The organism is Catellatospora sp. IY07-71 (assembly GCF_018326265.1).
In the GTDB taxonomy this organism is placed as follows: domain Bacteria; phylum Actinomycetota; class Actinomycetes; order Mycobacteriales; family Micromonosporaceae; genus Catellatospora.
This window is the reverse complement of the sequence record NZ_AP023360.1, coordinates 1,294,286-1,307,552: the sequence shown is the minus strand read 5'-3', so window position 1 is coordinate 1,307,552 and position 13,267 is coordinate 1,294,286. Positions and strand designations below refer to the sequence as shown.

General features: G+C 73.9%; 11 protein-coding genes. 2 read left to right on the top strand and 9 right to left on the bottom strand.

From position 1 onward, the window contains the following. Positions 1–4: 4 nt before the first annotated feature. A complete protein-coding gene (locus CS0771_RS05950) occupies positions 5–1,825 on the bottom strand; it encodes an NHL domain-containing thioredoxin family protein (RefSeq protein ID WP_212840126.1) in 1,821 nt (606 codons plus the stop codon). 109 nt (positions 1,826–1,934) lie between these two features. Here CS0771_RS05950 and CS0771_RS05945 point away from each other — a divergent pair, with 109 nt between their 5' ends. Continuing rightward, a complete protein-coding gene (locus CS0771_RS05945) occupies positions 1,935–2,270 on the top strand; it encodes a VOC family protein (protein WP_212840125.1) in 336 nt (111 codons plus the stop codon). On the opposite strand, the gene CS0771_RS05940 is transcribed toward CS0771_RS05945, so the two are convergent. The 8 genes from CS0771_RS05940 to CS0771_RS05910 form a co-directional block, all read right to left on the bottom strand. After that, a complete protein-coding gene (locus CS0771_RS05940) occupies positions 2,271–3,557 on the bottom strand; it encodes an MFS transporter (RefSeq protein WP_212840124.1) in 1,287 nt (428 codons plus the stop codon). A 90-nt stretch (positions 3,558–3,647) separates the two neighbouring features. Next, positions 3,648–6,083, bottom strand: a complete 2,436-nt coding sequence (locus CS0771_RS39375; RefSeq protein WP_212840123.1) for a hypothetical protein — start codon at positions 6,081–6,083, stop codon at positions 3,648–3,650. 218 nt (positions 6,084–6,301) lie between these two features. Beyond that, on the bottom strand, positions 6,302–6,427 hold the full coding sequence (locus CS0771_RS39215; protein ID WP_256442790.1) for a hypothetical protein: 126 nt from the start codon (positions 6,425–6,427) through the stop codon (positions 6,302–6,304). 104 nt (positions 6,428–6,531) lie between these two features. Next, a complete protein-coding gene (locus tag CS0771_RS05930; RefSeq protein WP_212840122.1) occupies positions 6,532–8,139 on the bottom strand; it encodes an ABC transporter permease in 1,608 nt (535 codons plus the stop codon). Beyond that, positions 8,130–8,885, bottom strand: coding sequence for an ABC transporter ATP-binding protein (locus CS0771_RS05925; RefSeq protein ID WP_212840120.1), 756 nt, complete (start codon positions 8,883–8,885; stop codon positions 8,130–8,132). Before CS0771_RS05925 ends, CS0771_RS05930 begins: the two co-directional genes overlap by 10 nt. 69 nt (positions 8,886–8,954) lie before the next feature. Next, positions 8,955–10,637: a DUF4153 domain-containing protein gene (locus CS0771_RS05920; RefSeq protein WP_212840119.1), complete on the bottom strand. Its 1,683-nt coding sequence runs from the start codon at positions 10,635–10,637 to the stop codon at positions 8,955–8,957. Beyond that, complete coding sequence (locus CS0771_RS05915) at positions 10,600–11,718, bottom strand: cell wall metabolism sensor histidine kinase WalK (RefSeq protein WP_212845642.1); 1,119 nt, start codon at positions 11,716–11,718, stop codon at positions 10,600–10,602. The genes CS0771_RS05920 and CS0771_RS05915 overlap by 38 nt, the downstream gene beginning before the upstream one ends. 32 nt (positions 11,719–11,750) lie before the next feature. Next, entirely contained in the window at positions 11,751–12,443 is a 693-nt protein-coding gene (locus tag CS0771_RS05910; protein ID WP_203745582.1) for a response regulator transcription factor, read from the bottom strand. 173 nt (positions 12,444–12,616) lie between these two features. Here CS0771_RS05910 and CS0771_RS05905 point away from each other — a divergent pair, with 173 nt between their 5' ends. Continuing rightward, the gene (locus CS0771_RS05905) at positions 12,617–13,174 is read left to right on the top strand and encodes a Uma2 family endonuclease (RefSeq protein ID WP_244871309.1); all 558 of its coding nucleotides are present in this window, start codon (positions 12,617–12,619) and stop codon (positions 13,172–13,174) included. The last annotated feature ends 93 nt before the right edge of the window (positions 13,175–13,267 follow it).

The following is a 13,267-nucleotide window of genomic DNA, read 5'->3' as shown; positions in this document are numbered from 1 at the left end:
GCGGTCAGGTGTCGAGGCCGCGGAGGATGAGGGGGAGGCGGTCGGCGCCGTCTGGGGTGACCTCGATCGGGACGCCCCAGTCCTGGCGGGTGAGGTGGCAGGCGGCGTGCTCGGCGTCAGCGTCGCAGGTCGCGGCCTGGGCCACCACCTGGAGCACCCCGCGCGGCACGGCCGGGTTCAGCACCAGCTTGCGGGACAGGTCGGTGGTCACCCCGGCGCCTTCGAGCAGCAGCTCGGCGGGCGAGGCGGACACCTCCAGCCGGGTCGGGTCGCCGAAGCTGCGGTCCAGCTTCTGGCCGGGCGCCGGCGTGAAGATCACGTCGAGGTCGACCGTGCCCGGGGCCAGCCGCGACGGCGGGCGCTCGACCTTGTGCCGGCCTCCGTCGACCTGCCCGGCCGTGGCCGCCGGGGCGAGCCGGACCAGGCGGTGCGCCGCCGACTCGACCACGACCGCGTGGCCGTCCGCGTCCAGCACCACGTCGCTGGGCTCGGCGAAGCCGCTGTCGACGGTGGACACCACGCCGTCCTGCCAGCGCCGGACCGCACCGTTGTACGTGTCCGCGACCAGCACCGACCCGTCCGGCAGCGCGCACACCCCGAGCGGGTGCTGCAGCAGCGCCTGGTCGGCGGGGCCGTCGACGTGCCCGAAGTCGAACAGGCCCTGACCGACCGCGGTGTGCAGCTGCCCGTCCTCGATCCAGCGCAACGCGCTGGTCTCCGAGTCGGCCAGCCACAGCCGGCGCCCGTCGGGTGAGGCGGACAGGCCGGACGGCTGCGCCAGCCACGCCTGGTCCAGCGCGCCGTCGCGCAGCGCCTCGACGGTGGTGCCCGCGTACAGGCCGACCGTGCGCTTGACCGGGTCGAACCACCACAGGGTGTGCGTGCCCGCCATCGCGACGACGACCCGGCCGTCGAACCAGGCGACGTCCCACGGCGAGGACAGGTCCATGGCCCGCGCGTCGTGCGCGTGCGCGTCCAGGCTCGACCGCCACTGCCGGCCCGTCCCGGCGAGCGTCGTCACCGTCAGGTCGGCCAGCCGTACGCCGCGCAGCAGGTGGTTCACCGTGTCGGCGACGACCACGTCGTATCCGACGCGGGCGGCGATCTCCGGCGGCAGCGCGCACAGGCCCTGCGGCTCCGAGAAGCTCGCCTGCCCGGCGGGGCCGTCGGCCCGCCCGCGCGTGCCGGAGCCGATGCGGGTGACGACCGTGCCCAGGTCCGCGTCGAGCACGGCCAGGCTGTGCCTGGCCGAGTCGGAGACCAGCATGGTGCCGTCGGGCAGCGGCAGCGCCTTGCCCGGGAAGCGCAGCAGGGTGTCGCTCGGCGGCGGCGGCACGAACGGCCCGTCCCCGCGGCGCAGTGTGCCCTTCGCCTCGTGCTCGGCGATCAACTGGTCGAGCAGGCGGCGCAGGCCCTCGGCGTGGCCCTCGCCCGCCATGGACGCCACCACGTAGCCCTCGGGGTCGACGACCGACAGGGTCGGCCACGCCTTGGCCGCGTACTGCTGCCACATGAGCATCTCGGGGTCGTCCAGCACCGGATGCGCCACGCCGTAGCGCTCCACGGCGGCGGCCAGCGCGTCGGCGTCGCGTTCGTGCTCGAACTTGGGCGAGTGCACCCCGATGACGACCAGGACGTCGCCGTACTTCTCCTCCAGCGGCCGCAGCTCGTCGAGCACGTGCAGGCAGTTGATGCAGCAGAAGGTCCAAAAGTCCAAGATCAAGATGCGTCCGCGCAGGTCCGCAAGCGAGAGGTTGCGCCCGCCGGTGTTCAGCCAGCCGCGGCCGCGGAGTTCAGGTGCGCGGACACGCGCGGTCGTCGCCATGCGGCAAGCCTATCGAGGTGATCAGCGGGGTCGAGCGCGGCGGCTGTGATCTCCGAGACGGGCGCGGTCGGCCCGGCATGATCGGCGCACGTCGGGGGATACTCCGGACATGGTGCGTATCGGGGCGATCGTGTGGCAGGTGTCCGACGTCGGCCGGGCGAGCGAGTTCTGGCGCGGCGCGCTCGGCTACGAGGCCACCCCCGACAACCCCGACTTCCTGGCCGACCCGCGCGGCAGTGGGCCGCGCCTGCACCTGGACACCACCGACCGGATGCACCTCGACCTGTGGGCGGAGGACGCGGCCGAGCAGCGGGCCGAGGTCGAGCGGCTGGTGTCGCTGGGCGCCCGGGTCGTCGAGGACTGGGTCTACCCCGAGGACGCCGACTTCGTCGTGCTCGCCGACCCGGACGGCAACCTGTTCTGCGTGATCGACAGGTCCGCCTGATCAGGCGGACGCGGTCGCGAGCACTGCGGGTGCGGCCGGGGCCGTGAGCCCGTCCTGCTCGGCGGTGATCAGGCCGCGCAACGACAGCGCCACCAGCGAGGCCGACAGCGTGCCGACGATGACCAGCCCGATCCAGACCGCGCCCAGCCCGGCGCCGAGCAGCGGACCGGCGGTGATCGGCGCGATGACGGCGGACAGGCCCCACACCATGCCCGACAGCGCGTTGTACCGGCCGCGCAGCTCGTCGGTGGCGAGGGCGTTGACCAGCGCCGGGCTGATCGGCGAGAGCAGCGTCTCGCCGGTGGCGAAGACGGCTCCGAAGACGATCACGCAGGCGGCGCTGAGCAGCGCGTTCCTGCCGTCGACGAGCCCGGCCAGGCCGAGCACGAGCCAGGCCGCGGCGAAGACCGCGCCGACCACGGCCAGCGCGCGGGTCCGGCTGCGACCCTGCAGTTTCTTGATCACGACGAGCTGCGCCAGCACGATGACCACGGTGTTGGCGGTGAAGGCGTAGCCGACGACCTGTGGGGTCACCCCGGCCACCGTGGTGGCGAAGCCTGCGAAACCGACTTCGAGCTGGGCGTACCCCGACGCGGTCAGCAGCACGCTGAAGATCAGCAGGCGGCGGAACGGCCGGTGCCGCACGACCTCGGCGTACCCCCGGCCGGCGGGCTTGCCGGTCTGCTGCGCCGGGTCGGCGACGAGTCGGCGGCCGACCCGCGGCATCGAGGCCAGGATGACGAACGGTCCCGCGTAGCAGAGCATGTCGAGCACGTAGATCAGCTGGAAGGTGCCCGGCCGGGTGGTGTCGACGACGGTGCCGGAGATCGCCGAGCCGACGCCGATGCCGAGGTTGAGCAGCGCGAACTGTAGCCCGAAGACGCGCTGGCGCTCCTGCTCGCCGGTCAGCGAGCTGAAGATCGTGGTCTGTCCGGCCCAGATGGACGAGGCGCCGAGGCCGCCCAGGGTCAGCGCCGCCAGGGCCAGCCAGGCGTTGTCGGCCAGTGCCAGCAGGCCCATGCCCGCCGCCTCCAGCAGCAGCGCGGGCAGCACCACGCGGCGTGCGCCGTACCGGTCGATCAGGGTGCCGCCGATCGGCGAGACGACCAGGGTGAGCAGGCCGAACCAGCCGATCAGGAGGCCGACCGTGCTGCCGGGCAGGTGCCGCACCTCGGTCAGGTAGATGTAGAGGAACGGCAGCGTGAGCCCTCGGCCCAGCGAGGAGAAGGCGGTGCCGATCAGCATCCGGCGTGCTTCGGGCCGCGTGGGCAGGGCGTCGCGGAACATGCGCCCAGTCTGGGGGCGGGGTGTGACGTCCCGCGACCGAATAAGACGGCCCTGTGGTCATGACCACAGGGCCGTCCACTGCTTACCGGATCACGGGGTGGGGGTGGGCTCCGCCGACGGCTCGCCACCGGTGGTCGCGGTGGCCGGGGCCAGGCACAGCACCTTGCTGCCGACCGTGACGTGCGGCTGCTGCTTGTCGGGGCACTGCTCCAGGGTGTCGCCGACCGACACGACCTTGAACGCGCCGTCGGCACCGCAGTCGGCCGTGACCGCGGCGCTGCCGGACTGCTTGAGGCAGTCGCCGACGCCGAAGGACGGCTCAGCCTCACCGCCGCCCATCAGCTTGCCGACGCCGATCAGCAGGCCGAAGGCCAGCGCGAGCACCAGCGCGCAGACGACCACGACGCCGATGATCAGGCGGCCGCTGCGGACCGGCTTGATCTCGGTCGCGCCCGTCTCGTCGGGCTTGAACTTGTCGAAGCGGTTCTGGTCGGCGGCGCCGGGCGGCGGCGAGTCGACGGGCACCCGCTGACCGGGCACCAGGCCCGGTCCGGCTGGCGGCGGGCCCACCGGGCGGCCGGGCGCCATGGCAGGCGGCGGCATGTGCGGCGCCGCCTGGGTGGGCGGCGGCATGTGCGGCGCGGCAGGCGGGGGCATGTGCGGGGCCGGGGGCGGCGGCATGTGCGGCATGGTGGACGGCGCGGGCGGGGGTGCCGCGGCGGCCTGCGGCGCGGCCGCGGGCTGCAGCAGGTCGCCGAACGCGTGCCCGCGCGTCTGCCGCTGGGCGGGCGCGGCGGGCTGCTCCGGGGCGGCGGCCGGCTCGTCGGCCGGCCGGGGCGCGCCGTACACGGTGGACGAGCGGGCGATCGGCGGGGCCGGCTGCGGCTCGGCGGCCGCGGCGGGCTGCGGGCTGGGCACGGTGACCCGGGCGCTCGCGCGCGCGGCTCCGGCCGCGGGGACCTGCGCCGCGGCCTGGACCGGGGCGGTCGCCGGAGCGGCGGCCGGCACGGGAGCGGGCGGGGGCGGCGACACCGGCGCGTCCGCGGGCGTGCTCACCGCGGCCGAGCCGTAGACGCGCGGCTGCGGCTTCGGCATGGCGGCGGGCGCGTCCTCGCCGGGCGTCAGCCGGCTGGCGGCCGGGACCGAGGCGGTGGCGACGCCGACCGAGGCGCGGGCGACCGACGGCGGCGGGGTCACCGGGATCGCGGGCGGCGGGCTCACCGGTGCGGCCGGGTCCGTGACAGGCGGCGTGCTGACCGGGGCCGACGCGACCGGGGGAGTGCTGACCGGCACCGACGCCGCGGCGACGAACGGCGCCGGGGCGGCCGGCTCGGATTCGAACGGCATCGACTCGAACGACGCGGGCTCCCGCTTGGGCAGCGGCTCGTAGGCAGGCGCGGCCGACTCGAAGGACGGCGCTGCCTGGTAGGCGGCAGGCTCGTAAGCCGGGGCCGGCTCGTAAGACGGCGCGGCCTCGCGAACGGGCTCATAAGCGGCGGGCTCGTACGACGGCGCGGGCTCGTACGACGGCGCGGGCTCGTACGACGAGGCCGGCTCGTACGACGGTGCGGGCTCGTACGACGGCGCGGGCTCGTACGACGAGGCAGGCTCGTAAGACGGCGCAGGCTCGTAAGACGGCGCGGGCTCGTAAGACGGCGCGGGCTCATACGACGGCGCGGGCTCGTATGCCGCGGGGTCGTAAGGCGATGCGGGCTCACGGGTCGGCAGGGGCTCGTACGACGGCGCGGCCTCGCGGCTCGGCAGCGGCTCGTAGGCCGCCGGCTCCGGCTCGGGGTCCATCAGCGCGGCCACTGCGGGCGGCGGGGTCCACGGGCCGGTCGGGGCGCTCGGCTTGGGGCTGTCGCCGGCGGCGAAGGCGGCCCAGGACGCCGAGCCGCTGGAGTTCTCGGGCGCGGCCGCCGGGGTCGGCGGCTCCTCTGCCTTGGCGAAGCCGGATTCGAGGTCCGAGTAGTCGGGCCAGGCCGGAGCGGCGGTCTCCGCCTTCGGCGCGTCCCACGACTGCTCCTGGCCCCATGAATCGGACGCCGGCGCGGTCTGCGGCGCGGACCACTGGTCCGCGGCCGGGGTCCACTCCGGCTGCGCGGGCGGCGTCGCCCAGGACGGGTCGGCGGCGGGCGTCGACCACTCCTGCTGCGTGGCCCAGTCCGGCTCGGCCGAGGGCGCGTGCGGGGCGGCGGGCGGCACGAACGGCTCGTGCGCGGCGAAGGACGACGACATCTCGTGGCGTACGCCCGGGATCGGCACCACGGCGGGCGCCGGGACGTACGGCGCGTCGTCGCCGGACGGGGCGGCCGGAGCGGGATCAGCCGGGAAGCCGCCGAAGGCGTTCGCGGGCTGGCCGTCCACGGAGTCCGGCGGGAAGTCCGCCTCCGGGGCGCTGCCGTACGGGGTGAAGACCGGGAACTCCTCGGGCGCCGGGGGCGCCTCGAACAGGCCGAAGCCACCCTTGCGGTCGGCTGCGTCAGCCGGCGGCCAGCCGGGCTGCTGCGGTGCCTCGGACGTCATACGCGCACGCCTCCTTCTCTATCGCCATCCCAGGCGACGCCGAGCGGAAGGAACGCAGGGGTCAGAAGCCGAGGGGTGGCGGCCGTGCCCACCGTACCGGTCCGGGCGCGTGACCGGTACCCGGGAGTGGCCCGCGGGCGGCCGCTCAGCATTGTGGCCCCGGTCCGGCCGTACGGCTGGACAGGGGCCACAACGCTTTTGGAGGAGGAGAAAACGTCTCAGTGCAACCGGACGAACACGGCTGCCATCGGGTCGCCCAGCTCAGCGGCGCGGCGGCGCTGCGCGCGCTCGGCGTGGGGGCGCTCCAGGTGGATCTGCTCGGCGCTGCGGCTCCGCGTCCGCATCTTCTTCATGATGCTCATGCCGATTATTAGATCGTACGGGTCCCCATCTTCGCCAACGATTATTAGGTGAGCTGTGACACCAGCCTAAGATTCGTAGGTGATCCTTAGTTTCGAGGCGTGACCGCGGCGAGCAGCTCGGGCTGTCGGTGATCGAGCACGTCACCGGCCGTGACGACGCCGAGCCACACCGCGGCCACCGCGTAGGCCAGGCCCACCGGCAGCGCGAGCGCCGCACCGACCGCCCCGCCGAACAGCACCAGCAGCAGCACCGGCAGCGCCAGCACCATGCCGGCCAGCCACGCGGCCATGGCGAGCAAACTCTTGACCATCCCGGAGCCGGTGTTGACGGCGAACGGGTTCTGGTTCTCCGGCAGGGCGTAGGCGGCCCACACCGAGACGTGCGTGGCGCAGGCCAGGCCGGTGCCGTACGCCGCGAACAGGGTGCCCGCCATGACCGGCAGCAGCGACAGGTCCTTGCGGAGCACGGCGTTGAGCACGGCCAGCGCGCAGAGCATCGGCACGATGATCAAGGAGTACGCGACCACCCGGGCACGCAGCTCGACCCGGCCGGGCACCCCGGTCACCACGTGCGCGGCGTAGGCGGTGCCGTCGTAGCCGAACTGGTTCGCGATGCCGAGCCCGGCCAGCGCTCCGACGATCACCATCGAGAACCCGTGCACGCCCTGCGCGACGGCGCCCTGCCCGCCCTGCGACCCGAGGTTCGTCACGACCGGCAGGAACACGGCGATCACCGCGAAGGTGATCAGGCTGGCGCGGCGGCGCACGTCGCGCCCCCAGTACTTCAGCTCCCGCGCGACCAGCGCGCCGTACTGCGTGCGGGGCCGGCGCGCGCCGAGGAACCGGGCGACCGGCGTGCCGGAGGCGGCTCGCGTCCGCCCCGCGCCCCCGCCACCCGGGGCGGCGAGCATCGCCGACTCCAGCGAGCCGGCCCACCACCACATGAGCAGCAGGATCGTCAGCACGGTGAGCGCGAGCCGGGCCCCGGCCGCCGCCCAGCGGCCGTCCAGCGCGTCGACGCCGACCACGTACGGCGCGGCCAGCGGCGTCCAGCCGAGCACGTCGGCCACGGCGACGAGGCGGCCGGTGCCGACGTGCTGCGCGCTGTTGGTGATCATCAGCTGGATCGGGCCGAGCGAGGCGGCCAGCACCGCGAGCAGCACCGCGGCCAGGTCGCGGGTGCGCCGGGCCCGCAGCGCACGAGAGAACGCGCTGATCACCGCGCGGCTCAGCACGACGCACAGCAGCAGGCCGAGCACCACGCCGAGCGCGGCGACCAGCCCCGGCAGCGGACCGCCCCGCAGCGCCGCGCCGACGGCCAGGCCGGACGAGGCCAGCAGCGTCGCCGCGGCGGGCACCCCGAGCAGCGCCGCGACGAGCAGGCCGCGGACCAGGTCACGCCGGGGCAGCGGCAGCAGCGCGAACCGGCCCGGCTCCAGCGTCTCGTCCACCCCGAACCAGACCAGCGGCAGGAACAGCCAGCCCAGCACGAGCGCCGCGCCGCCGAAGGCGGGCACCAGCGCGGCCGCCGTCGGGCTGTCCGAGGCCAGTGCCGCCGCGGCGGCCAGGGCGGCGAATCCGCCGTAGACGACCGCGCCGACCAGGCCCAGCACGAACATGACGACCTTCGTGGGGCGGCCGCGGAAGCCGTTGCGCAGCACGCGCAGCTTCAGCCGGGCGAACGTCAGAGCCACGACAGCTCCGCCCCGGTGGCCGTACGGCCGCCGACCACCTCGACGAACGCCTCTTCGAGGGTGCGCTGCCCGCGCACCTCGTCCAGCGTGCCGACGGTGCGGATGCGGCCCGCCGCCATGATCGCCACGTGGCTGCACAGCCGCTCCACCACCTCCAGCACGTGGCTGGAGAAGATGACCGTGCCGCCGCCGGCGACGTATCGGGTGAGGATGTCGCGGATGGTCGCGCCGCTCACCGGGTCCACGGCCTCGAACGGCTCGTCGAGCACCAGCAGCCGCGGCGCGTGCAGCAGCGCGCAGGCCAGCGCGATCTTCTTCTTCATGCCGGCCGAGTAGTCGACGACCAGGGTGCGCCCGGCGTCGGTCAGCGCCAGCACGTCCAGCAGCTCGGTGACGCGCGCGTCGATGACGTCGGGCGCCATCCCGCGCAGCAGGCCCTGGTACGCGAGCAGCTCGGTGCCGTCGAGGCGGTCGAAGAGGCGGACGCCGTCGGGCATCACGCCGATGAGCGACTTCGCGCGGACCGGGTCGTGCCACACGTCGTGGCCGAGCACCAGGGCCCGCCCGGCATCCGGGCGCAACAGCCCGACCGCCATGGACAGGGTGGTGGTCTTGCCGGCCCCGTTGGGCCCGAGCAGGCCGAAGAACGAGCCGGCCGGCACGGCCAGGTCGACCCCGTCCACGGCGACCTTGCCATCGAAGGTCTTGACGAGCCCCTGAAGGGCGAAGGCGCTGTCCACGGTCACGCGTCCGACTCTAGACCGGCCGCGCCCGGCTCCCCCGCCCCGAACAGCGGGGCGGGGGAGCCGTGGTGGTCAGCGCCGGTTGGCGTTCTCCCGCTCCGCCGCGATGCAGGAGCCCTGGGCCGGGCGGAGCTCGCTTTTGATCTCGGCGATCAGGTCGCGGGCGTGGTCGCGGCTGAGGTTCCAGGCGTACCACTGGTCCGGGTTGTCGCGCAGGTCGCGGACCATCCAGCTGAGCGCGCAGCTACGGTACGGCTCGGGCAGCTTGACCAGCTCCGGGGCCGCGTCCGGGCCGAGCGCCCGCAGGTACCAGAAGTCGATCTTCTGGAACCGCTCGACGTTCTGCTCCGCGATGAAGTGCTCCGGGTTGGCCGCGCCGAGGAACAGCAGCAGCCCGGCGAAGCCCGCCACCGCCGCGCGCGGGAACCAGCCCGCCCGCAGCTTCCACCCGGCCAGCGCGATCAGCACGAACACGCCGCCGAGGTAGAGCTCGACCGAGCCGAAGAACAGCCGCTCCCGGGTCCAGCCGTAGGTGTTCTGGTAGAGCCACATGCGCCACACCGCCGAGCCGACGATGACCATGCTCAGCAGCACGAGCGCGCCGAGCAGCGAGCGCAGCAGCACCCGGTCCTGCACCGTCTCCTTGACCGCCCAGCGCGACACCAGGCCGATCACGACCAGCGTCAGCAGGGTCACCACGAGCAGCTGGCCGAAGCCCTGCACCGCGTACTCGGAGTAGGTCAGGCCGCTGGTCTTCTGGATGTACGCCTTGTCGCCGAAGAAGAAGCGCAGCTGCACCACGACGAACGCGGCGAACAGCAGCACCAGGCCGCCCAGCGGCAGCGCCACCTCGATGCGGCCGATGCGCCGCGACGACGGGCGCTCCAGCCCCGACAGGTCCGGCGGAGCCAGCACCGTGAAGATCGCGCCCGCCGTGATCAGGCCGCCGATCACGGTGTAGATCAGCAACCGCATGAAGGAACGCATGTTGATCTCGGGCAGGATGTCGCCGAGCAGCGTCGCGAACGCGGCGTCGGCCGAGGCCAGCAGCGCGCCGAAGACGATCAGCAGGATCACCGTCACGACGAGCGACAGCACGATACGGCCGGTGGTGCCGCCCTTCTCGCGGGACTTCTGCCAGGCGCTCGCGCCCCGGCCCAGCCACGGGATCGCCCGGAACGCGGCCAGCGGCAGCGCCAGCGCGCCGACGATCACGGCGCGCACCGAGTGGCCGCCGGCCACCGCCAGCGAGCCGCAGGCCACCGCCCCCAGCACGCAGAACACGTAGAGCCAGCCCGCGTCGCGGAAGGTGCCGACCGCCAGCAGGGCCAGCGCGAGCACCGCCCAGCCGATCCGGATCAGGCGCTCGCCGCGGGTGTCCGGCTTCGGGCCGAACCGGGCCGCGTGCCAGATCGCCCCGGTCATGACCAGGCCGACCAGCAGCCAGCCGACGGCGGGCCGGCTCAGCGGCAGCGCGATGGCGGTGGCCAGGCCGCCGATGAGCGCGGCGGACCAGGCCGCCGGACCGCCCGCGTAGTCGGGCCCCTGCCAGCGGGTGGCGAGGAAGCCCGGCGGGGGCGGCGGCAGCGGGGCGAACCGGGCCGCTTCCGCCGGGTACGGCTGCGCGGGCAGCTTCGCCGGGGCGGCCGCCGGTGCCGGGTCGGCGGCGGGGACCGGAGCAGCCGCCGGGACCTCGGCCGACGCGGGTGGCGACGGCTCAGGCGGGGGCGTGCCTTCCGGAGAGGTGTGGGACATCATTGCCTCCGACTTCTGCGGGCGACTGATGAGGGATCGGCATCTGGGGGAGCGTGATACGGATGCGGCAGCCGGTCCCGCCCGGGGGATCGACGATCGCGATGGTGCCGTGGTGCAGTTCCACCGCCCAGCGGGCGATGGCGAGTCCGAGGCCCGTGCCGCCGTCCTGCGACTGCGCGCTCTTGCCCCGGGTGAAACGCTCGAAGACCCGCTCCCGGAGGGCGGGCGCGATGCCCACCCCCTGATCGAGCACCTCGAAGACGGTGTTGTGGCCCGACGGCCGCGCGCTCACGGTGACCAGGCCGCCGGGCGGGCTGTGCCGGGCCGCGTTCTCCAGAAGGTTCGCGAAGACCTGGTGCAGCCGGGCCGGGTCGGCGTGGATGGTGTGCGCGACGACCCCGTCCAGCCGGAACCGGGTCGCCGGGGCGTTCAGCCCGGCCTCGTCGACGACGGCGGCCAGGAACTCCGCCACCTGCACCGGCACCCGGTGCAGCGCCGCCGCGCCCGCGTCGACCTTCGACAGGTCGAGCAGCTCGGTGACCAGGCGGCCGAGCCGCTCGGTCTGCGCCAGCGCGGTGCGCAGCGTCGCCGGATCGGGCGCGCTCACGCCGTCGACCATGTTCTCCAGCACCCCGTGCAGCGCGGTGATCGGCGTACGCAGCTCGTGCGACACGTTCGCGATCAGCTCGCGGCGCTGCTGGTCGCTGGCGGCGAGGTCGGCCGCCATCAGGTTGAACGCGCGGGCCAGCGTGCCCACCTCGTCGCGGCTGGTGGCGCGTACCCGGCGGCTGTAGTCACCGCGCGCCATGGCCCGCGCGGCCGCGGTCATCTGGCGCAGCGGCCTGGTCATGCCGTGCGCGAGCACCTGCAGCGTGATCAGGCCGACCAGCGCGGCGGAGATGGCCACCGGCCAGTTGACGAAGCCGAGCCGGCCCCAGAAGACCAGCAGGCCGGTCGCGCCGGAGATGCCCAGCAGGATGGCCAGCTTCAGCTTGATCGAGCGGAACGGGTCCAGCGGGCGCGGCAGCCGGTCCAGCACGTTGTTCGAGAACACGATGAGCGGCCCCAGCACGCGGTACATGGGGATGCTCAGCCAGTCGAGGACGCGCTCGATCACGCCGGTTCGGCCTCCAGCGCGTAGCCGACGCCGTGCACGGTGCGGATCAGGTCCGCGCCCAGCTTGCGGCGCAGCGCCTTGATGTGCGAGTCGACGGTGCGGGTGCCGTAGCCCTCGGCCCAGCCCCAGATCTCGGCCAGCAGCCGCTCCCGCGGCAGCACCGACCGGTGCCGCTCGGCGAGGTACACCAGCAGGTCGTACTCGGTCGGGGTCAGGTGCGCCTCGGCGCCGTCGCGGCGCACCCGGCGCTCCGAGCGGATGATCTCCAGCGGGCCGAGCTTGATCGACGCCTCCGGCGAGGTGGTCCGCTCCGCCCGGCGCAGCAGCGCGTGCACCCGGGCGGCCAGCACCCGCAGCGAGAACGGCTTGGTGAGGTAGTCGTCGGCGCCCACCGCGAGCCCGACCAACAGGTCGTTCTCGTCGTCGCGGGCGGTGAGCATGAGCACCGGCACCGGCCGCCCGGCCTGCCACTGCTGCCGGTGGATCTGGCGGCAGACCTCCAGCCCGTCGAAGCCGGGCAGCATGAGGTCGAGCACGACCAGGTCGGGCTTGAGGCGCTCGGCGGCGTCCACCGCGGCCGGCCCCGTCCCGGCGTGCGCGACGGCGAAGCCCTCGGCCCGCAGCCGCGCGATCACCGACCCGGCGATGGTGGGGTCGTCCTCCACCACCAGGACGCGACGTTCACTCATGACCAGGGACTGTAGCGGTCACCTGTGGTGACCATCAGTACCAGTTGTGAAGAACCTGTGCTGGGCCACAACGACCCGACTGATTCCCGACCTAGGGAAACTTCCTATCGGGGTACGGCTGAGGCAGGCTGGAAACGCCGGACGCGCATCGCTAGGAAGGACGGGTGACCACCATGGCCCATCCACTGCTCCGGGCTGAGCCCCTGCGCGCCTGGCGGTTCGAGGACCTGCTCGACTCGCCCGACGACGGCTACCGGTACGAGATCTTCGACGGGAGCCTCCTCGTGACCCCACCACCCCCGATGCCGCACGCGAACCTGGTCTACCGCCTGCGCCGGGCCCTCGAACGGCAGGCACCCGAGACTCTGGCCGTGTGCGAAGCGATCGGCGTGCTGCGTGACGACGGCACCTCGTACTTCGTCCCCGACCTGGTCGTATTCGACAACGCCCTGTTGGGCACGACACTGCCCGCGCTGCCCCCGTCGGCGGCACAACTGATCGTCGAGGTCGTCTCGCCCAGCAATCCGAGCAACGATCTGGTTCTCAAGCGTCACGGATACGCCCTGGTCGGTGTGGCCGAGTACTGGATCGTCGATGCTCGCACCCAGGAGGTGCTCGTGTTGACCGACCCGTCGCCTACGGGCTACCTGACCGAGGAGACGCACAAGGCGACGCTGCGCGGCAGCGCACCGTTCCCCTACGAGATCGAACTGGCGGGGATCTTCGCCTGACGCCGGAGACGATCAGGGCTCCCCGCACGCCGAGCGGGGAGCCCTGATCTGCCTGGGTGGGGTCACCGGTCTGCCGGCGCCGGATCCGATCGA

Coding starts and splice junctions, on each gene's coding strand:
- CS0771_RS05910 (WP_203745582.1), bottom strand. CDS start 12,443: ATGAGTGAACGTCGCGTCCTGGTGGTGGAGGACGACCCCACCATCGCC.
- CS0771_RS05915 (WP_212845642.1), bottom strand. CDS start 11,718: ATGTACCGCGTGCTGGGGCCGCTCATCGTGTTCTCGAACAACGTGCTG.
- CS0771_RS05940 (WP_212840124.1), bottom strand. CDS start 3,557: ATGTTCCGCGACGCCCTGCCCACGCGGCCCGAAGCACGCCGGATGCTG.
- CS0771_RS05945 (WP_212840125.1), top strand. CDS start 1,935: ATGGTGCGTATCGGGGCGATCGTGTGGCAGGTGTCCGACGTCGGCCGG.
- CS0771_RS05920 (WP_212840119.1), bottom strand. CDS start 10,637: ATGTCCCACACCTCTCCGGAAGGCACGCCCCCGCCTGAGCCGTCGCCA.
- CS0771_RS39215 (WP_256442790.1), bottom strand. CDS start 6,427: ATGCGGACGCGGAGCCGCAGCGCCGAGCAGATCCACCTGGAGCGCCCC.
- CS0771_RS05950 (WP_212840126.1), bottom strand. CDS start 1,825: ATGGCGACGACCGCGCGTGTCCGCGCACCTGAACTCCGCGGCCGCGGC.
- CS0771_RS39375 (WP_212840123.1), bottom strand. CDS start 6,083: ATGACGTCCGAGGCACCGCAGCAGCCCGGCTGGCCGCCGGCTGACGCA.
- CS0771_RS05905 (WP_244871309.1), top strand. CDS start 12,617: ATGGCCCATCCACTGCTCCGGGCTGAGCCCCTGCGCGCCTGGCGGTTC.